An 18,085-nucleotide genomic window follows, 5' to 3' on the forward strand; every position below is an offset into this window, starting at 1 on the left:
TTTTCGCACTGGCGGATTGACCGGTGCGCGCCTGGCGCTTCGCTTCGCGCTGCGAGAGATGCGCGGAGGGCTTTCGGGCTTTTTCATTTTCCTCGCCTGTATTGCGCTTGGTGTTGCCGCCATTGGCGGGGTCAATTCCGTTGCAAGTTCCATCCAGAGTGCTGTGAACGAGCAGGGGCAGGAGCTGCTGGGTGCCGATATCCGCTTCGAGCTCAATCAGCGCATCGCAACTGAAGATGAGCTGGCGTGGCTGACCAGCCTCGGCGAGGTCGCCGTCAGTGCCCATATGCGCTCCATGGCGCGCCTTCCCGATGGCACGGATCAGACGCTGGTCGAAGCCAAGGCTGTCGATGACGCCTATCCGCTTTACGGCACGCTCGAGACAGCACCTGTGCTCTCACATGAGGCCCTCTTCGGCGCGAATGGAGACGTCTTCGGTGCAGCGGTGGCACCGCTTCTGCTTGACCGGCTCGGGCTTCAGATCGGCGACCAGCTTCTTTTGGGCAATGCGACCTTCGAGCTGCGTGCCGTGATCGAGAGCGAGCCGGATGCCGTGTCTGACGGTTTCGGTTTCGCGCCGCGTCTAATGTTGTCGGTCGAGGGACTGGAAGCTGCCGGTCTCGTTCAGCCGGGCAGTCTGGTGGAACATACCTACAAGATACGGCTCGCAGATGCTGCTTCGGATGCTGAGCTGCGTGAGCTGCGCGACGAAGCGAGCCGGCTTTTCCCCGAGGCAGGTTGGAGCGTTCGAACGCGCCAGAACGCAGCGCCTTCGCTTGCCTCCAATGTCGAGCGGTTTTCGCAGTTTCTCACGCTTGTCGGGCTGACAGCGCTGGTGGTCGGCGGTGTTGGCGTTGCCAATGCGGTTCGCGCCTATCTTGACGGCAAGCGAACGGTCATCGCCACTTTCAAGAGCCTTGGTGCTTCTGCCGGGTTCGTGGTTTCGGTCTATCTGATCCAGATCATGATCATCGCGCTGATCGGCATTGCCATCGGCCTTGTGTTGGCGGTTCTGATGCCTTTTGCGGCCAGTGCGGCCCTTGCTTCCGTGCTGCCGGTGCCCAGTGAGGCAAGCATCTATCCCCTGGCGCTCGGGCTTGCTGCGGTATTTGGCATTCTCACGACGCTCTCCTTCGCACTGTTGCCACTGGGGCGTGCGCGTGATGTGCCCGCGACCGCACTTTTCCGTGAGATGGGAATAGCGCCGGGGCAGTGGCCGCGTCTTTCCTATCTGATTGTTTCAGCCGGGCTTGCAGCCCTTTTGGCAGGGCTTGCGATCGCCTATGCGGAAGACAAGCGCGTTGCCGGTGTCTTCGTCGGCGGCATGATCGCAGCCTTCCTGATACTTCGCGTGGTTGCCATAGGTGTGCAGTGGCTTGCGCGACGTGCGCCACGGATCCGCTCCACGGCGCTAAGGCTGGCGGTAGGCAATATCCACCGCCCCGGTGCTCTCACACCTTCCGTGGTGCTGGCGCTCGGTCTCGGCCTAACGCTTCTTGCCACGCTTGCCATGATCGACGGCAATCTGCGCCGGCAGATCTCCGGCAATCTGCCGGACATCGCGCCGAACTTCTTCTTTGTCGACATCCAGTCCCATGAGGTCGACCAGTTCACGCAGATCGTCGAGGAGCAGACGCCTGATGGCAAGCTGATCAAGGTGCCGATGCTGCGAGGTCGAATCACGGCTCTCAATGGTGTCGATGTGCGCGAAATCACGCCACCGGCCGAAGGCGGCTGGGTTCTGCGTGGCGATCGCGGCCTGACCTATGCGATCAACCAGCCTGAAAACTCGACCTTGAGCGAAGGCGAGTGGTGGCCGGCGGACTATGCCGGTGAGCCGCTTGTATCGTTCACCGCGGAAGAGGGCAGCGAGCTTGGGCTCGAGCTTGGCGACACCATTACCGTGAATGTGCTTGGCCGCAGCGTGACGGCGAAGATTGCCAGCTTCCGGCAGGTGGAATGGGAAACGCTGGCGATGAATTTCGTCATGGTTTTCTCGCCCAACACCTTTGCAGGCGCACCTCACGCATGGCTTGCGACGCTGACGGACGAAAGCGCGACGCCCGAGGATGAGGCCGGTTTGCTCAACGCGGTCACCCGCAATCTTCCGACCGTTACCACAGTGCGGGTGAAGGATGCGCTGGATGTGGTGAACTCTCTGGTGGGGCAGCTTGCAACAGCTATCCGTGCCGCTGCGGCGGTGGCGCTGATCGCCTCGGTTCTGGTGCTGTCCGGCGCGCTGGCAGCGGGAAATCGTGCGCGTGTGCATGATGCGGTGGTGCTCAAGACGCTGGGCGCCCCACGGCGCACGCTTATTTCGGCCTTCGCGCTCGAATATATGCTGCTGGGGCTTGCTACCGCCGTGTTCGCTCTCCTGGCCGGAACGGCTGCCGCCTGGTTTGTTGTGGCGCAGATCATGACGCTGCCCTGGGTGTTCCTGCCCGACGTGGCACTGTTCACGATCCTGCTGGCGCTGGTCATGACGGTGGGCTTCGGTCTCATCGGCACCTGGCGCGTGCTAGGCCACAAGGCGGCACCTGTGTTGCGCAATTTGTGAGGCTGGCGCGGCAGGATTTCGTTAACCCTGTCGCGAATTGCGCGGATGAAGTGCAAGAAGATGTCGCAGCCCCGCGAAATGCGCGGTTGAAGGTCTTGTCGCGGACACAAACAGCTATCATATTTACAACACGCATGCTGGACTCCCGCCAGCGGCGAGCGGCTGATCGAGCCGACACCGGACGGGAGAGTAGCTAGAAAGAGGAATTCAATGGCTGACCTTCGCAATTACCAGGCGCGTGTGGCCACCGGCGCTCGTGCCGACGCGGCCATAGACGAGGGCCTGCGCGCCTATATGCTCAAGGTGTACAACCTGATGGCAATTGGCCTGGCTCTGACAGGCGTTGCCGCATTGGCCACCTACAATATGGCTGTGTCTGATGGCCAGCTGACGGCATTCGGACAGTTGATCTATGCCAGCGCGTTCCGCTGGGTCGTGATCCTTGCACCGCTCGCGCTCGTGTTCTTCATGAGCTTCCGCATTGACAAGCTGAGCGTACCGGCAGCGCAGACGACTTTCTGGGTCTATTCGGCGCTGGTTGGTCTGTCGCTCTCCACGATCTTCCTCGTCTATACGGGCGAGAGCATCGTGCGCACCTTCTTCATCACGGCGGCATCCTTCGGTGCGCTGTCGCTTTGGGGTTACACGACGAAGCGTGACCTTTCGGGCATGGGCTCGTTCCTGTTCATGGGCCTGATCGGCATCATTATCGCCTCGATCGTGAACATCTTCCTGGGCTCCAGCGCCCTGCAGTTTGCGATCTCCGTGATCGGCGTGCTCGTATTTGCCGGCCTCACCGCCTATGACACGCAGCAGATCAAGGAAATGTATTACGAGGGTGACAGCAAGCTTGTCGCCGGTCGCAAGGCCATCATGGGTGCACTGCGGCTCTATCTCGACTTCATCAACCTGTTCATGTTCCTGCTCCAGTTCCTGGGCAATCGCGAATAGCAGGTTGGTATAGGCATTCGATGAGGGCGGCCTTCGGGCCGCCCTTTTCTTTTGGCGGTGATGGTGCGAAATAGCGGCGTACCTCATCCAAGAGAGCGCCATGAACATCTCCATCCGCCCCGCAACAGTCGATGATATTCCGGCTATCACCCGCATCTATGCCCATTCCGTGGACCATGGAACGGCGACCTATGAGCTGGAAGCGCCGGATGTGGCGGAGATGCGTCGGCGCTTCGACACGCTGACGGGCGAGGGGTATCCCTTCATCGTGGCCTGTGAGGATGATGTGGTTCTGGGTTACGCCTATGGCGGACCGTTTCGCGCGCGGCCGGCCTATCGCTTCATGGTGGAAGACTCGATCTATCTGGCACCGGACGCGCAGGGGAAGGGCATCGGCAAGAAGCTGATGCATGCGTTGATCGAAGAGTGCCGCGAACGCGGCTACCGCCAGCTTCTGGCGGTGATCGGGGATGGTTCGGAGAAGAGCCCGTCAGTGCGCCTTCACACGGCCTGCGGCTTCACCCATTGCGGCGTTCTGATCGGCAGCGGCTACAAACATGGCCGCTGGCTCGACACCACCTTCATGCAGCTTGAGCTTAATGGCGGTAACACGACCGCCCCTGATCCAGACAGCGTGCCGGAACTCCATTTCCGCAAGAGCGAGCTTGCAAGGGCCTGATCGTCAGGCCACGTCGAGCACGATCTTGCCGATATGGTTGCTCTCTTCCATGTGCTCATGCGCCCGCCATGCTTCCGTGAGCGGATAGATCATGTCCATCACCGGTGCGATCTTGCGCGCAGCCAGAAGCGGCCAGACATGAGCTTCCAATTCGGTTGCGATACGGCCCTTGAAGGCTGTCGAGCGGGGGCGAAGTGTTGAACCGGTATGGGTCAGGCGCTTGACCATGAGCTTGGAGAAATTTACTTCCGCCGTTGCTCCACCCAAAAAGGCGATCTGAACGATGCGGCCGTCCAGTGCCGCGGCAGAATAATTGCGGTTCACATAGTCCCCGCCAACCATGTCGAGGATGACATCCGCGCCGCGACCGTCGGTTTCGGTCTTGATGACCTCGACGAAATCCTCCGTCTTGTAGTTGATCGCGCGGTCGGCCCCCAGTTCCCTACAGGCATGGCACTTCTCGTCGGAACCGGCAGTGGTAAAAACCCGCGCGCCGAAGGCCTTTCCAAGCTGTATGGCCGTTGTGCCGATGCCCGACGAGCCGCCATGAACAAGAAAAGTCTCACCATCCTTGAGAGCACCGCGTTCAAAGACGTTGTGCCAGACAGTGAAGTAGTTTTCGGGAATCCCCGCTGCCTCGGTGAAGGTGAAGCCGTGGGGTATGGGTAGCGCATTGGTCTCATGCGTCAGGCAGTATTGGGCATAGCCGCCGCCGGGAACCAGCGCCGTCACCTCATCACCCACCTGCCAGCGGCGGACATTGGCGCCGCATGCCGCAACCACGCCGGAAACTTCGAGCCCGGGAAGTTCGGAGGCGCCGGGGGGCGGGGGATAGAGCCCCTGCCTCTGCGCAACATCTGGCCTGTTAACGCCTGCAGCCTTTACCTGGATCAGGATCTCTCCCTCGCCCGGACGCGGCACGGGGCGCTCCACCGGCTTGAGCACGCGAGGGCCGCCGGGCTCGCTGATCGCGATTGCGGTCATCTTCTCTGGGAGACTGGCTACTGGCATCAGGACCATCCTTGCATTGCTGGCAGGCGTCGGGGCTGCCAAACTGGCACCACATTCCGCGCGAATTGAATCGTGCGGACTTGCCTATTTATGGTGCAAGCTGCCACTCGGCAAATGGAGGGATGAACATGGCAGACCCGGACGACGAAACCACACGCAGTGCGCGGCGTTTCCAGCCAGGGCAGGATCTCTACGGCATCTCCGTCGGCGAACTGGAGCAGATCGCTCAGTTGCTGAGAGAAGAAATCACGCGAATCGAGAAGGAAATTGCATCTCGAGACACGACAAAGGCGGCGGCGGAGGCGCTGTTCAAGAACGGCTAGATATGCGAGGGCAAGCAACCAGATCGCTTTGCCTGCACTCGTGCCCCGCAGCCACTGACATTTTTCATCGCCGTACAGGCCTCAATTTCACGGTACGCTCATGATTTCCTCCATCGGCTCCATTGTTGCACTGCTTTTCGGTACCGCCTTTCTGCTCAGTGCGTCCGGCCTGCATGGACTGTTGCTCCCGTTGCGCGGGCAGATTGAAGGATTTTCGACAGCTTCACTGGGCCTTTTGGGTACGGCCTGGGCCGGAGGTTTCATCGCAGGCTGCTTCCTGGCGCCGCGGCTGGTGCGGCGCGTCGGGCATGTCCGTGCATTCGGCGCATTTGCAGCGATGGCCGCCATCATCGCGTTGCTGTCCGGCATGTTCATCGATCCCATCTTCTGGTTCGTGCTGAGGGTGGGGACCGGGTTCACCATGGCTGGAGCCTTCATGGTGATCGAAAGCTGGCTCAATGAGCGCGCCACCAATGAGACGCGCGGCAGCGTTTTCGCCGTCTACATGATGGTAACCCATGCCGCGATCATGGTCGGGCAGATGGTCGTGACGCTGGGCGATGTGTCGAATGCGCTGCTCTTCATGTTCACGGGTATTCTGTTCTGTCTGGCACTATTGCCGACGGCCGTTTCCACCGCCATCACGCCTGCGCCGCTGGCGGATGTCTCCATTGATCTGAAAGGGCTCTATGCCAATTCGCCGGTCGCCTTTGTCGGCTGTCTCCTGATTGGCATCGCAAATGGGGCGTGGGGCACGCTTGGTGCGGTCTATGGCGCGGAAGTCGGCATAAGCACGCTTGAGATCGCGGTGATGATGAGCATAGCGGTGCTTTTCGGCGCGTTGGCGCAGCTGCCAGCCGGTCGTTTATCTGACAGGACGGACCGTCGCTATGTGCTGGCTGGCGCGGCAATCGGGTCGGCGCTGGTCGCATTAGTCATCTTTGCCATGGCGCCACGCTCAGGGACAGTCATCATTGGCCTCGTAGCTTTTTACGGTCTGCTGGCCTACACGCTCTATTCCATCGTAGTGGCCCATGCGAATGACCACGCGGATGCCAGCGATTTCGTGAAGGTCTCCAGCGGCCTGCTTCTGCTTTACGGGGCGGGCACGATGGCAGGGCCAATCCTTGCGGGTATCCTGATGCAATTCCTGCGCGCCGAGAGCCTGTTCCTGGTGACGGGTGTCGCCCATCTGGGTGTGGCCGGTTACGCGCTCTTCCGCGTTGCACAGCGTGCGCCCGTACCGGTGGAAGAAAGGGAAGCGTTTACCGCGTTGCCTTCGGAGCGCACGGTCACGCCGCAGACCATCGTGCTCGACCCGCGTGTGGACGAAGAAGATCAGCAATTCTAGGCGGACGCGGCAACGGCCACATGCGCTGTCACACGGATGTATAAAAACCGCGGCACGGGTGCCGTACCGCGGTGGAAATGGTCCGGACAGTCACGTGCCCGGCTTGGTTGGCTATGTCAGTGGTGAGTATGCGGTTTTCGCAGATTTTCAAGCTGGTCCTTGATCGCCAGCTTGCGCCGTTTGAGCTTGGCTATTTCAAGCTCGTCCACCGAGGGATGCAATAATGCTTCGTCGATTTCACGCTGAAGATCACCGTGCTTGCGCTGCAGTTCTTCAAGATGTGAATCAAGCGACATGGTAGGCTCTCCTTCCGTTCCTCGTGGTCCGTCTGAACGCCAACCCGCCCCAGATCAGACGGTAGATTTCAAGTGTGCCATTCGTGTGGCCGCTTGTCGAACATTCCGTGGTAGGATTCCGCTCGTCGGCAAAATGTGATATGGGGCCATGGCCCGCGCGGCGATGCGTGCTGCGGCAGGGTTTTCAGCACCGAGCGGAGCTTTTCGTACCGTGAATCATTCGGATCAGGATCAGGCCGATATCCGGCTGGAATTTGCCCGCCTCAAGCAGGAGCATGCGGATTTTGACGCGGCCATCAACGCAATGATGGCGACGGGTTGCGACCCGCTCCAGATCCAGCGCATGAAGAAGAAAAAGCTGTCCCTGAAGGATCGCCTTCAGGAACTGGAAGACCAGATCATTCCCGACATCATCGCCTGATTCGCGCTTCATGCGCGAGTTTCGGTGCATTTTCATCGCTTGCGAGGCGCTTGCGCGGCCCTTCAGACATTTGCCTCGCGCGCGAAATGCGCTAAGCGATCTCCAAATTCGGGCGGATGAGGATCATCATGAAGCGTAACGATGTCGCCATCATCATGGGCAGCCAGTCGGACTGGGCCACAATGCGTCATGCGGCAGAGACCCTTGAGGCGCTTGAGATCGGTTTTGATGCGCGCATCGTTTCGGCTCATCGCACACCCGACCGTCTTTATGAGTTCGCCAAGGGCGCGCGGGATGAAGGCTTCAAGGTCATTATTGCAGGCGCAGGTGGTGCCGCCCATCTTCCCGGCATGGCGGCAGCGCTGACGCCGCTACCCGTCTTCGGCGTTCCGGTACAAAGCAAGGCGCTGTCGGGACAGGATTCGCTGCTTTCGATCGTGCAGATGCCGGCAGGTATTCCGGTTGGCACGCTTGCGATCGGTCGCGCGGGTGCCGTCAACGCGGGTTTGATGGCGGCAGCAGTGCTTGCGCTTAATGATGCCGCGCTGGCCGACAGACTCGACAAATGGCGCGCGGATCAGGCGGCGAAGGTTGCGGAAACACCGGTGGATGACGCATGAGCAAGCCGCTTCCCCCCGGTAGCACGATTGGAATTCTAGGCGGCGGCCAGCTCGGGCGCATGCTTGTTACCGCCGCGGCGCGGCTTGGCTATCGCACTGCCGTTCTCGAACCGCAGGAAGACTGCCCTGCCGGTCAGGTGGCGGGGGAGCTGATCGCGACGGCTTATGATGACCCTCATGGACTGAAGCGCCTGTCCGAAATCAGTGATGTCATCACCTACGAGTTCGAGAATGTGCCCGTCATCACCGCGCGCAGTCTCGCCGAGGCGAAACCGGTCTATCCGCCGCCGGAGGCGCTGGAAGCTGCGCAGGACCGTCTGGCCGAAAAACTTTTTCTCAATTCCAGCGGCATCGAAACGGCACCCTTCAAATCGGTGGACGATCAGGCGGGGCTTGAGGCCGCACTTGAGGCGTTTGGGGGAAATGGCGTCCTGAAGACGCGCCGCTTCGGCTATGACGGGAAGGGGCAGCGCGTCTTTCGCGATGCTACTGTCGCAGAGGCGAATAACGTCTTTGCCGAGATGGGGAGTGTTCCGCTCATTCTTGAAGGTTTCGTGCAGTTTGACCGTGAGATCTCGGTCATTGCGGCGCGCGGCACGGATGGCTCTGTCGCAAGCTATGATCCGGCAGAGAACATTCATCGGGGCGGCATTCTGCATCAATCAATCGTACCGGCAGCCTGCAGCGCCGACACGGCTGCGGCTGCGCGAAGCATAGCCGAGCAGATCCTGACCTCACTTGATTATGTGGGCGTGATCGGCGTCGAGTTCTTCGTTCTTCCAGACGGTAGGCCGATCGTGAACGAGATCGCTCCGCGCGTCCATAATTCTGGTCATTGGACGGAAGCGGCCTGTAGCTGCTCACAATTCGAGCAGCATATCCGCGCCGTTGCCGGCATGCCGCTTGGCACGACGCGCCGGCTGGCCGATTGCGAGATGGAAAACTTCCTCGGCGCTTATGAGCATCGTCTGCCGATATTGGCGAGCGAGCCGGACGTCGTGCTCAACCTTTACGGCAAGGCCGAAGCCCGGCCCGGCCGCAAGATGGGGCACTTTACGCGATTGAAGCGCTAGCCTTTGGCGCTGCCTGTCAACGGTTGCAGGACAGGTCGCCTTCCTCGCATTGTCCTGCTTCGCGCAACTGTTCGGTGCGTGCTCGGGTCAGGTCTTCAAGACAGCCGGCGCGCAAGGTGGGATAAATGGAGCCCATGCGACTGGAGAAGGTGCGGAAATCACATTCCGCATCGCGGAACCTGATCCAGGCACGCTGGGCCTCGCGCAGCGCTTCTTTCAGGTCCTCCTGTTCGCCGTAGCCCCCGATCAGATCGCCATAAGCCTGGTTCAGAGCCTGATCGGCCTCCTGAAAGCTCTCGCCGGCGCACTGGTTCATTTCCGCTTGCGTATTCGCATTGGTGCAATCCAGTGCGGCCGCAGGGGCAAGTGTTGAGAGCAGAAGGCTCGCGGTGGCGAAGAAGCGGTAGGTCATTGAAAAGTCCTTGTTCGATAATGAAGAAGCCGCATATCCGGCTGCCAGGGACTTAAAGCCGGTTTGTGTGCCGGGGCAAGCTTGACAGAAGGGCGGAACCTCCGTTAAAGCCACATGCGAATTCAGGCGCGCCCGCAATTCAAGGCGCGCTTTGTTGTGAGGCGCTGGCCACGGCCACGTGCCGCAGGGCTGATGGACAGGCAAGAACAATGAAGATCAAGAACTCGCTCAAGGCGCTCAAGACCCGCCATCGTGAAAACCGCATGGTGCGTCGCAAGGGCCGTATCTACATCATCAACAAGTCCAACCCGCGCTTCAAGGCGCGCCAGGGCTGATGCTGCGGCTGGCATCTTTGCCAGCCTGATTATGCAGATTTGACTTTTTTTGGACATGAGGGGCGGCTAGGCTGCCCCTCATGTCTTTGATGCGCTCAATATTCGCTTCTCTTCTTCTCGCGGTGCTGCCCGCAACCTTCGCCCATGCTCAGGTCACGGGAGAAGAGACCTCCGGCTTCACTGCGGGTGAGCGGCTCGACGGGCTCTATGCGCGCCTGCGCGCCGAACGCAATGAAGCCGCTGCCCGACGCATTGCCGAGCAGATCCGCGATGCATGGGACGATCAGGGCGGTGCAACGGCGGAGCTTCTGATCGGCTGGGCGCGGGAGGCGGCGCGCGAAGACCGCTTCCATGTGGCGCTTGATCTCATCGACCAGGTCACGCTGCTCTATCCCGATTATGCCAACGGCTATAATGCACGCGCGACCATCCACCTGATGCAGGGTGAGACGGGCCAGGCGATGGCCGATTTCTATCGCGTGCTGTCCATGGAGCCGCGGCATTTCGAGGCAATGGCAGGTGTGGCGGGCATCCTGCGCTCGCAGGGGCTGGAAGAGCAGGCGCTTGGCGTCTATCGGCGCATGCTTGACGTCTATCCGATGCAGCGCAATGCGCAACGCGCGCTCATCGAGATCACTGATGATCGGACGGATGAGCGGCTGTGACGCGGGATTGAATGGCAAATTAAGGTTGTAATTTTGGTGTGAGATTCTACCCTGAACTTATCAGGTGAGGGGTCCACGCCATGAGAAACTTTCTCACGATACTGCTGATTGTTGTTGCCAGTGCCGCAGCAGCACAGGGCGTGAATGACGCGAAATATACCGGCTTGAAGGGAATGATCCGGAGTGAGGTGAAGAAGGCCTGCGTCGCAGGCTCCGGGCTGAGCGAAGACCCCGGAACATTTTCCCTTGCCGCGAATGGCAATGTCATTGTCCGGCTTGGCGGCTTCAACTGCCAATGGGAGTTCGTCAACCACTATTATTGTGGTGCCCGCGCCTGTACCACACGGGAATACTCGGTACAGGGTACCAAAATACGGCTGGTCAGGGAGTATCTGGAGTAGGCGCTGGCGGTAAAAAAGCGCCGAGGCATGCCCCGGCGCTTCGTGCGTTCAGTTTATGGCTGGAGCCACTAGATGCCGCTCAGGCCGTCGGAGCCGACATAGGCGATGCGCAACATGTTGGTGGCGCCGGGCGTGCGCAGTGGCACGCCTGCGGTGATGATGACGCGGTCGCCGGGCTTTGCGAATTTTTCCTCAAAGGCAATACGGCAGGCGCGGTCCACCATGTCGTCGAGATCGCTCGCATCGGCAGAGACCACGCAATGCGTGCCCCAGACAAGGCTCAGGCGGCGAGCGGTTTCCACGACAGGCGACAGGGCAATGATCGGTACATGCGGACGCTCACGCGCTGCACGAAGGCCGGTGGTGCCGGAGGAGGTGTAGGTGATGATCGCCGACAGGTTGAGCGTCTCGGCAATCTGACGTGACGCGAGCGAGATTGCATCCGCACCGGTGGATTCCGGCTCTGAGCGCTGCGCATTCAGGATGTTGGCGTAGGTCGGATCACGCTCCACCTTGGTGGCGATGGCATCCATCATGGACACGGCCTCGACTGGATATTCGCCAGCTGCCGATTCGGCGGAAAGCATCACGGCGTCCGCACCCTCGAATACCGCGGTCGCCACGTCGGAGACTTCCGCGCGGGTTGGCACCGGAGCGGTGATCATTGATTCCAGCATCTGGGTGGCAACCACCACAGGCTTGCCTGCACGGCGGCAGGCGCGGGTGATCTGCTTCTGGATGCCGGGCACCGATTCGATCGGCATTTCAACACCCAGATCTCCGCGTGCGACCATCAGCGCATCCGAAAGCTCGAGGATTTCGCTGAGGCGCTTCACGGCCTGCGGCTTCTCGATCTTCGCCATGAGAGCAGCGCGACCACGGGCGACCTTGCGCACATCGGCCAGATCCTGCGGGCGCTGCACGAAGGAAAGGGCAATCCAGTCGACGCCGGTTTCCAGAACCGCCTCAAGGTCCTTGCGGTCCTTCTCGGTCAATGCGCCGAGCGGCAGGTCCGTGTCGGGAAGGCTGACGCCCTTGCGGTTGGAAATCTTGTTGCCGGCGACAACGCGGCATTTGAGGGCCGTGCCGGTGGTCTCGACGCAGACAAGCTGCAGACGTCCGTCATCGATCAGCAGGCGGTGGCCTGGTTCCACGGATTTGAGGATCTCGGGATGCGGCAGGTGCACACGTGTGGTGTCGCCCGGCGCTTCATCGTCGTCCAGCGTGAAGTCCTGGCCTACTTCCAGTGTCACGCCCTTGTCGGCAAAAGTTCCAACGCGCAGCTTTGGCCCCTGAAGGTCAGCCAGAATGCCGATGGGGCGGCCAGCTTCCTTCTCCACGTCGCGGATGCGGGCAACAAGTGTGCGCATCAGGTCATGGTCGGCGTGGCTCATATTGATGCGGAAGACGTCAGCGCCAGCCTTGTGTAGTGCCGCGATCTGTTCCTTTTCGGAAGATGCAGGCCCCAGGGTGGCGAGGATCTTGACCTTGCGATTGCGCTTCATTGTGCGGATGCCCCCGTGGCTGGTGCAGCCGCAGCGGGGCCCGCGCTTTCCTGATCAACCGTCGAAGGTCCGCCATCCGTCAACTGCACCATCCAGTTCTCCTGTTCGCCTGTGTCATATTCCTGAAAGCCTGCGCGCTGGAAGCCGCGGGCAAAACAATCGTTCACGCCTGAAATCTTGAATTCCTTGTCGGCCACGCACATCTGCACCGGCCCTTCCCAGCGCCCGCCGCGTGTCGCGTCTTCCGCGTAAAGATAGTAGTAGCGGGACTCCAGCCTGCCCTCGATCAGCGTCTTGCAGGTGGAGCCCTCGATGTGCCACCAACCTTCACTGATCCAGCCCGTTGCCGCGCGGTACCCGATCGCCACGCCCACCAGGTTCTGCGTCGCGTTGCAAACACGAAAATCCGCAAGGCCTGGCTTCGCGCCCAAAAGCAGGAAGCCGGTCGCTGCAGCGGCAAGCAAAGCGGCCGACCGCACCATTTTATTCGGTTTAGCGGACAGCATGATCACGCTCTATCCATGAAAATCAGCATGGATACCTTTTCGGCAATGTCCGTGTCAGTGTCAACGCAGCGGCAAGATCAGGGAAGCCAAAAGCGTCTTTTCCATCAAAAGATTGCATGCGCGCACGAGTTTTGGAAAGAAGGGCCCTTTCCAACCGATGCCTTGCCAGAGCCATATGACAGCCGCTTCACAATTCCAGCCCCATGAGAGAATCGATGGTGACAGCGCCCTGGGGCTCGTCTTCATTGCCGATCACGCATTCAATCTGATGCCCGAGGAGTATGGATCGCTGGGACTTCCCTCATCGGAGATGGAGCGGCACATCGCCTATGACATCGGCATTGAAGGGCTTACGCGTGCACTGGCGCGGCTTACCGGTGCGCCGGCCATCATGGCGCGTTTTTCGCGCCTCCTGATCGATCCGAATCGCGGCGCGGATGATCCGACGCTGATACGCCAGCTTTATGATGGTACGGTGGTGCCGGGCAATTATCCCATGAGCGAGGAAGAGCGGGCGCTGAGGCTGGCGCGCTACTATCAGCCCTATCATGAAGCGGTTGATGCGCTGCTTGACGAGGTGGAGGAAAGGGCTGGCAAGCCGCCTCTCGTCATCTCGCTGCATTCCTACACGCCGCGCATGCAGGGGCGCGAGCGCCCGTGGCATGTCGGTATATTATGGGATAGCGATGCGCGCGCGGTGACGCCTCTTCTGAACATGCTTCGTGCCGAGCCGGGTCTCGTTGTTGGCGACAACGAGCCTTATGACGGAGCGCTGGCGGGTGACAGCATGTTCAAGCATTGCACGGTAAAAGGCTACGCCCATGCCTTGATCGAGGTGCGTCAGGACCTGATATCAGGGGAAGCGGGCATTCAGGAATGGGCAAACCGCCTCGCGCCGATGCTGATGGATCTGAACGCGCAGCCCGAGCTGCATGAAAGCATCATCGGGCCGTCGCGGACCGGACCGGTGCCAGGGAGAGAATGATGGACAAGCTGACGCCTGAACAGACACGCGATCTGGAAGCTGCGGCCTTTCGAAGGCTCGTTTCGCATCTGCGCGAGCGCACGGATGTGCAGAATATCGACCTGATGAATCTCGCCGGCTTCTGCCGCAACTGCCTGTCGCGCTGGTATCAGGAAGCGGCGGAAGAGGGTGGCACACCGCTCACGAAGGATGAGGCGCGCGAGATCGTCTACGGCATGCCGTATGAGGAATGGCGCTCACGCTACCAGACCGAAGCAAGCCCCGAGCAGCAGCAGAAATTTGCCGAGCGGCGCGAGGATTAGCGACTAGGGTCTTTCCGCGATGGCCGTGCCGGCTGCCCAACCGGACGACCAAGCCCATTGGAAATTGTAGCCGCCAAGCCAGCCGGTGACGTCCACGACTTCCCCGATGAAATAGAGCCCCGGCACGGCCTTCGTCTCCATCGTCTTTGAGTGAAGGCCCGCGGTATCAACGCCACCAAGTGTCACTTCGGCAGTGCGATAGCCTTCGGTGCCGATCGGGTATAGCTCCCAGTTTCTCAGCGCTTCCGCGATCGCATTGAGCGTGCGGTCGGGCAGTTCGCCCAGCACGCCGTTCCAGCCATGCGCTCGGGCCAGATAGGCGGCGAGACGTTTGGGCAAGATTTCTGCCAGAGCGGTGCTCACGGTTCTGCGCGGGAACTCGCGCTTCATTTCGACGAGTCTTGCTGCGATGTCGATCTGTGGTTCGAGAGAGATACGGATCGGCTGCCTTTCACGCCAGTAGGACGAGATCTGAAGTATGGCCGGGCCAGACATACCCCGATGGGTGAAGAGTATGGCTTCATCGAAACGGGTCTTGCTGCTCGCGACTGTCGCATTGGCGGATATACCAGCGATTTCGCGAAAGCCTGCAAGAACATCCTCGCCGAAGGTCAGGGGCACGAGCGCGGGCCGTGTTTCGGTAACGGTAAGGCCAAAACGCTCGGCAAGCTGATAGCCAAAGCCGGTCGCTCCCATCTTGGGAATGGATTTACCGCCACATGCGACCACGAAGTTGCGCGTGCTGATTGCGCCCGGCCAGTCTCCACCGAGGGTGAGCGAAAAGCCGCTATCCGTCTTCTCGATCTTTTCCAGCGTTGTGCGCAGTCTCAGCTCGGCCCCTGCCTGCTTCATCTCCGTGAGCAGCATCTCGATGATGTCCTTGGCGGATCGATCGCAGAAGAGTTGCCCAAGCGTTTTTTCATGCCAGGGGATGCCATGTTTTTCGACGAGGTTCAGGAAATCGCGCGGCGTATAGCGACCAAGCGCCGACTTGGCAAAATGCCGGTTGCCCGAGATGAAGTTCTCCGCACGCGCACCGATATTGGTGAAGTTGCAGCGCCCGCCGCCGGAGATACGGATTTTTTCGCCCGGCGCTTTCGCATGGTCCACCACCAGGACACGGCCGCCGCGGGAAGCGGCGTGGATCGCGCACATCATTCCGGCCGCGCCTGCACCCAGAATCACCGTGTCGTAATGATCAACTCTCATCGCAGCTCGCGCATCCTTCATCATAAAGCGCAGCCCTTAGCATTGCCCGGCAGGCAGAGCCAATGACGCAGGTCGCGTTTCAAGCCTTGACCCGCAGGGGCGGCTGGGGCATCGAACCGCAACCCAGTTTTCTCCCGCGAGTCGGGCATCACATTACATTCGGAGAGTGTCATGGCAGACGATATCACCAGCGAGACTTCCCAGACCGTTGCCGCCGGCCAGCTGCGGGCCTTCATCGAGCGCGTGGAGCGGCTTGAGGAAGAGAAGAAGACGATCTCGGAAGAATTTCACACTAGCGAATAGTCTCCTGTTACAAAAAGTCGAGACGAACCAGAGACTTGCGGATCAGCATATTATCGGGAGGACTCCAGATAACTCCTGACGGGTTACGCGATCCGCGGTGAGAGCTCTTGGTTGCATATTAGGCGTGACGGTGCACAGAAGGATTGAACAATGGACGAAGTTACGGCGGACACCCAAACAGTAGCCGCAGGCCAGCTCCGTGCTTTCGTGGAGCGAATTGAACGGCTCGAAGAAGAAAAGAAAAACATCAGCGATGATATTCGAGAGGTATATGCAGAGCTAAAGGGCAATGGCTTCGACCCAAAGGCGGTCCGAGCTTTGGTGCGGCTTCGGAAGCAGGACCAGTCGGAACGCCAGGAAGCAGAGGCTATGCTTGAGCTTTACAAACAAGCTTTAGGAATGGCGTAGTATTGGTGCTGCATATACGCGATGTAGGTTCCACGATCGCCGTTTGAGGTTATTACCACATTTGAGAAATAGCTCTTGCCCTACCTTCGCGCCTGCTTTTCCCTGTGGGCGCGGAGCGATGAAGGGTAGGGTCGCTCGCTGCGCGGCAAACAGGGTTGATTGGTCTTCGAGGGCTAAATCTGCGTTGCACTAGTTGAACTGTCGCTGGAAATAGCAAGCAGCTGCGTGGCAGTGTTCGCGGAAAGAGAGCCTATCTTGTTTATCATCGGGGCCTATATGCATGTGTGGTCCGTTGACGCTTCGCCGTGCCTCCTTATAGGCTACTCCTATTGGGGAGGGGAGCATGAACCAAAAAACTAAAGCAACACGTGTGCGTTTGAGATGTAAAGGGCCAGTCGAGATTGACGTTAATCCTACGATTACGCTCCCGCCAGGAACCTATGAAGCTGAAGCCAAGCAGTTCGGCGTGCCTACGCTAGGTGGACGTATAAGTTGGACCGACCCTGAGTACCTCATTGAACTATCGGGTGACCAAATCCAGCAGTATGGTGGCAAACCAAACGCCACTCCCCTGATCTCTGCCGAATATGACGTCACGCAATTTGTGAAAAAGGGCGTACTGACGCTGGATTGAGCTGCCTCCGCTAAAGGAACTGCGATCGGTTTATTGCTGATCGAGTCCTCTCTGCGGCCTTCATTGCTTTCGCCCCGCCGACCCGTCGACACCATTGATCGGCCTAGGCGAGCTGTCGCTAGTCACTATCGCTATTTTCACGCAAGTCGAAACCTCGATCCCCCCAAGGGTCGAAACCAGTATCCGCAAGATCGTGTGAAGAGTTGCGAGCTTTGCTCCCAAGGCGATACCAGCGGGAGTATGTTCTAGCTAATTTTAGTTCTTCCGAGACGGCCCATAGTTGCGATGTTCGCACTCTATGTGGCCCTTCACCGAGACTTGGATGATCCGTTACGCTTCCGGTGAGGCATGGTACCCATCTTTCGGAAAAATGCCACTGCTCAATGGGAATGGCATTCTTGTGCACGCTCTCAAAATGCCGATCAAGAAGAACCGGAGGGCTTAGAAGAATTCGTAGCTGCGCGACTAATTCCTCAAGCCTCTGAATCTCTTCCCATAGTTCCTGCGCTACCTGAGGTCTGAGCGGTGAGCCAATTCTGAACATCTTCTAGATTCCTCGCGTGGGAGAGCGGCGATTCGTGGTGACGCTTCACCAAGCTGCCGGCGCAGTGTGTCCAAAATATCTAGCATGAAGTCAACTGAGTGAGCAAGATGTCCCAAATTTGACTTGTAGCTGGTTGTCGCTCCTGTAGGATTTATGGAATCCTTTGCCGAAATCCTTCAGATGTTGAGGGCTGCACGTGTCGCACTGGGGCTCAGTCAAGCGGAGCTCGCCATTCGTGCGGGCGTAAGCCGACAGACGATAGTGCGCCTAGAAGCAGGGGGAAAAGGTGTCGCGCTCGATGTTGTGGATCGTGTGCGAGCGGCGCTGGAAAGAGCAGGTATAATTTTTCTGCCCGCATCGTCAGAACACGGTCCTGCTGTTGCTGTACGTCGACCGCGTAGATCAGCCAGCTAAGAACGCTAGTTCCAACACCATTCCGCATTGACATGATTAAGAGGCGAGATCAAAAGTCCTGCTTAACTAGAATGATAGACGTTGTGGTTTCTTTGACGAGCTAGTCTTTTACTCGACACGACAACGGGCAGGTTCTGTGTCCGAGAAAAGCCCGTAGAGGACCATCACAGTCCTCTGAAT

At 59.5% G+C, this 18,085-nt stretch carries 23 protein-coding genes and 1 pseudogene; 17 read left to right on the forward strand and 7 right to left on the reverse strand.

Going from position 1 to position 18,085, the window contains the following annotated elements:
• The first annotated feature begins 58 nt into the window (after window positions 1–58).
• The 3 genes from WA367_RS02360 to WA367_RS02370 all read left to right on the forward strand — a co-directional run bounded on the left by WA367_RS02360 (window position 59) and on the right by WA367_RS02370 (window position 4,187).
• Entirely contained in the window at window positions 59–2,557 is a 2,499-nt protein-coding gene (locus WA367_RS02360) for an ABC transporter permease (protein WP_336055505.1), read from the forward strand.
• A 210-nt stretch (window positions 2,558–2,767) separates the two neighbouring features.
• Entirely contained in the window at window positions 2,768–3,508 is a 741-nt protein-coding gene (locus WA367_RS02365; protein WP_336055198.1) for a Bax inhibitor-1/YccA family protein, read from the forward strand.
• Between the two features lie 100 nt (window positions 3,509–3,608).
• On the forward strand, window positions 3,609–4,187 hold the full coding sequence (locus WA367_RS02370; RefSeq protein WP_336055199.1) for a GNAT family N-acetyltransferase: 579 nt from the start codon (window positions 3,609–3,611) through the stop codon (window positions 4,185–4,187).
• A gap of 3 nt (window positions 4,188–4,190) precedes the next feature.
• Here WA367_RS02370 and WA367_RS02375 read toward each other — a convergent pair whose 3' ends face one another.
• Window positions 4,191–5,171, reverse strand: coding sequence for an NAD(P)H-quinone oxidoreductase (locus WA367_RS02375; RefSeq protein WP_336055506.1), 981 nt, complete (start codon window positions 5,169–5,171; stop codon window positions 4,191–4,193).
• 155 nt (window positions 5,172–5,326) lie between these two features.
• On the opposite strand from WA367_RS02375, the gene WA367_RS02380 reads away from it, so the two are divergent.
• Together WA367_RS02380 and WA367_RS02385 are read left to right on the forward strand one after the other, a co-directional pair.
• On the forward strand, window positions 5,327–5,521 hold the full coding sequence (locus WA367_RS02380) for a DUF1192 domain-containing protein (RefSeq protein ID WP_336055200.1): 195 nt from the start codon (window positions 5,327–5,329) through the stop codon (window positions 5,519–5,521).
• Window positions 5,522–5,621: 100 nt separating this feature from the next.
• Entirely contained in the window at window positions 5,622–6,872 is a 1,251-nt protein-coding gene (locus tag WA367_RS02385) for an MFS transporter (protein WP_336055201.1), read from the forward strand.
• 116 nt (window positions 6,873–6,988) lie between these two features.
• Here the strand turns inward: WA367_RS02385 and WA367_RS02390 are convergent, their stop codons facing one another.
• Window positions 6,989–7,168 carry a YdcH family protein gene (locus WA367_RS02390; RefSeq protein WP_336055202.1) on the reverse strand — a complete coding sequence of 60 codons (180 nt, stop codon included), beginning with the start codon at window positions 7,166–7,168 and terminating at the stop codon, window positions 6,989–6,991.
• Window positions 7,169–7,331: 163 nt separating this feature from the next.
• Between WA367_RS02390 and WA367_RS02395 the strand changes: the two genes are divergently transcribed.
• The 3 genes from WA367_RS02395 to WA367_RS02405 all read left to right on the forward strand — a co-directional run bounded on the left by WA367_RS02395 (window position 7,332) and on the right by WA367_RS02405 (window position 9,282).
• Window positions 7,332–7,589: a YdcH family protein gene (locus tag WA367_RS02395; RefSeq protein WP_336055507.1), complete on the forward strand. Its 258-nt coding sequence runs from the start codon at window positions 7,332–7,334 to the stop codon at window positions 7,587–7,589.
• A 128-nt stretch (window positions 7,590–7,717) separates the two neighbouring features.
• Window positions 7,718–8,209 (forward strand): 5-(carboxyamino)imidazole ribonucleotide mutase, encoded by a 492-nt coding sequence (purE, locus tag WA367_RS02400; RefSeq protein ID WP_336055203.1) that lies wholly within the window; start codon window positions 7,718–7,720, stop codon window positions 8,207–8,209.
• Complete coding sequence (locus WA367_RS02405; RefSeq protein ID WP_336055204.1) at window positions 8,206–9,282, forward strand: 5-(carboxyamino)imidazole ribonucleotide synthase; 1,077 nt, start codon at window positions 8,206–8,208, stop codon at window positions 9,280–9,282. Before purE ends, WA367_RS02405 begins: the two co-directional genes overlap by 4 nt.
• A gap of 16 nt (window positions 9,283–9,298) precedes the next feature.
• Here the strand turns inward: WA367_RS02405 and WA367_RS02410 are convergent, their stop codons facing one another.
• The gene (locus WA367_RS02410; protein ID WP_336055205.1) at window positions 9,299–9,694 is read right to left on the reverse strand and encodes a lysozyme inhibitor LprI family protein; all 396 of its coding nucleotides are present in this window, start codon (window positions 9,692–9,694) and stop codon (window positions 9,299–9,301) included.
• A gap of 209 nt (window positions 9,695–9,903) precedes the next feature.
• On the opposite strand from WA367_RS02410, the gene ykgO reads away from it, so the two are divergent.
• From ykgO to WA367_RS02425, 3 genes are all read left to right on the forward strand, one after another.
• The gene (ykgO, locus tag WA367_RS02415) at window positions 9,904–10,029 is read left to right on the forward strand and encodes a type B 50S ribosomal protein L36 (RefSeq protein WP_007008283.1); all 126 of its coding nucleotides are present in this window, start codon (window positions 9,904–9,906) and stop codon (window positions 10,027–10,029) included.
• A gap of 80 nt (window positions 10,030–10,109) precedes the next feature.
• Window positions 10,110–10,694, forward strand: coding sequence for a hypothetical protein (locus WA367_RS02420; RefSeq protein WP_336055206.1), 585 nt, complete (start codon window positions 10,110–10,112; stop codon window positions 10,692–10,694).
• Window positions 10,695–10,774: 80 nt separating this feature from the next.
• Window positions 10,775–11,095, forward strand: a complete 321-nt coding sequence (locus tag WA367_RS02425) for a hypothetical protein (RefSeq protein WP_336055207.1) — start codon at window positions 10,775–10,777, stop codon at window positions 11,093–11,095.
• 68 nt (window positions 11,096–11,163) lie between these two features.
• Here the strand turns inward: WA367_RS02425 and pyk are convergent, their stop codons facing one another.
• Window positions 11,164–12,600, reverse strand: coding sequence for a pyruvate kinase (gene pyk / locus WA367_RS02430; protein ID WP_336055208.1), 1,437 nt, complete (start codon window positions 12,598–12,600; stop codon window positions 11,164–11,166).
• Window positions 12,597–13,106, reverse strand: a complete 510-nt coding sequence (locus WA367_RS02435; RefSeq protein ID WP_336055209.1) for a DUF1036 domain-containing protein — start codon at window positions 13,104–13,106, stop codon at window positions 12,597–12,599. Before WA367_RS02435 ends, pyk begins: the two co-directional genes overlap by 4 nt.
• Before the next feature lie 175 nt (window positions 13,107–13,281).
• Here WA367_RS02435 and WA367_RS02440 point away from each other — a divergent pair, with 175 nt between their 5' ends.
• Both WA367_RS02440 and WA367_RS02445 read left to right on the forward strand, forming a co-directional pair.
• On the forward strand, window positions 13,282–14,091 hold the full coding sequence (locus tag WA367_RS02440; protein ID WP_336055210.1) for an N-formylglutamate amidohydrolase: 810 nt from the start codon (window positions 13,282–13,284) through the stop codon (window positions 14,089–14,091).
• A complete protein-coding gene (locus WA367_RS02445) occupies window positions 14,091–14,393 on the forward strand; it encodes a DUF1244 domain-containing protein (RefSeq protein WP_336055508.1) in 303 nt (100 codons plus the stop codon). Before WA367_RS02440 ends, WA367_RS02445 begins: the two co-directional genes overlap by 1 nt.
• A gap of 3 nt (window positions 14,394–14,396) precedes the next feature.
• On the opposite strand, the gene WA367_RS02450 is transcribed toward WA367_RS02445, so the two are convergent.
• On the reverse strand, window positions 14,397–15,602 hold the full coding sequence (locus tag WA367_RS02450) for an NAD(P)/FAD-dependent oxidoreductase (protein WP_336055211.1): 1,206 nt from the start codon (window positions 15,600–15,602) through the stop codon (window positions 14,397–14,399).
• A gap of 171 nt (window positions 15,603–15,773) precedes the next feature.
• On the opposite strand from WA367_RS02450, the pseudogene WA367_RS02455 reads away from it, so the two are divergent.
• From WA367_RS02455 to WA367_RS02465, 3 genes and pseudogenes are all read left to right on the forward strand, one after another.
• A pseudogene (locus WA367_RS02455) lies at window positions 15,774–15,887 on the forward strand (GapR family DNA-binding domain-containing protein); the annotation flags it as partial.
• A 168-nt stretch (window positions 15,888–16,055) separates the two neighbouring features.
• The gene (locus tag WA367_RS02460; RefSeq protein WP_336055212.1) at window positions 16,056–16,313 is read left to right on the forward strand and encodes a DUF2312 domain-containing protein; all 258 of its coding nucleotides are present in this window, start codon (window positions 16,056–16,058) and stop codon (window positions 16,311–16,313) included.
• A gap of 343 nt (window positions 16,314–16,656) precedes the next feature.
• Window positions 16,657–16,947 (forward strand): hypothetical protein, encoded by a 291-nt coding sequence (locus WA367_RS02465; RefSeq protein ID WP_336055213.1) that lies wholly within the window; start codon window positions 16,657–16,659, stop codon window positions 16,945–16,947.
• A 118-nt stretch (window positions 16,948–17,065) separates the two neighbouring features.
• Here WA367_RS02465 and WA367_RS18140 read toward each other — a convergent pair whose 3' ends face one another.
• A complete protein-coding gene (locus WA367_RS18140; RefSeq protein WP_442935516.1) occupies window positions 17,066–17,491 on the reverse strand; it encodes a DUF6634 family protein in 426 nt (141 codons plus the stop codon).
• Between the two features lie 180 nt (window positions 17,492–17,671).
• Here WA367_RS18140 and WA367_RS02470 point away from each other — a divergent pair, with 180 nt between their 5' ends.
• Complete coding sequence (locus tag WA367_RS02470; protein WP_336055509.1) at window positions 17,672–17,905, forward strand: helix-turn-helix transcriptional regulator; 234 nt, start codon at window positions 17,672–17,674, stop codon at window positions 17,903–17,905.
• Window positions 17,906–18,085: the final 180 nt, after the last annotated feature.

It is taken from the genome of Nitratireductor sp. CH_MIT9313-5 (assembly GCF_037029545.1).
In the GTDB taxonomy this organism is placed as follows: domain Bacteria; phylum Pseudomonadota; class Alphaproteobacteria; order Rhizobiales; family Rhizobiaceae; genus Chelativorans.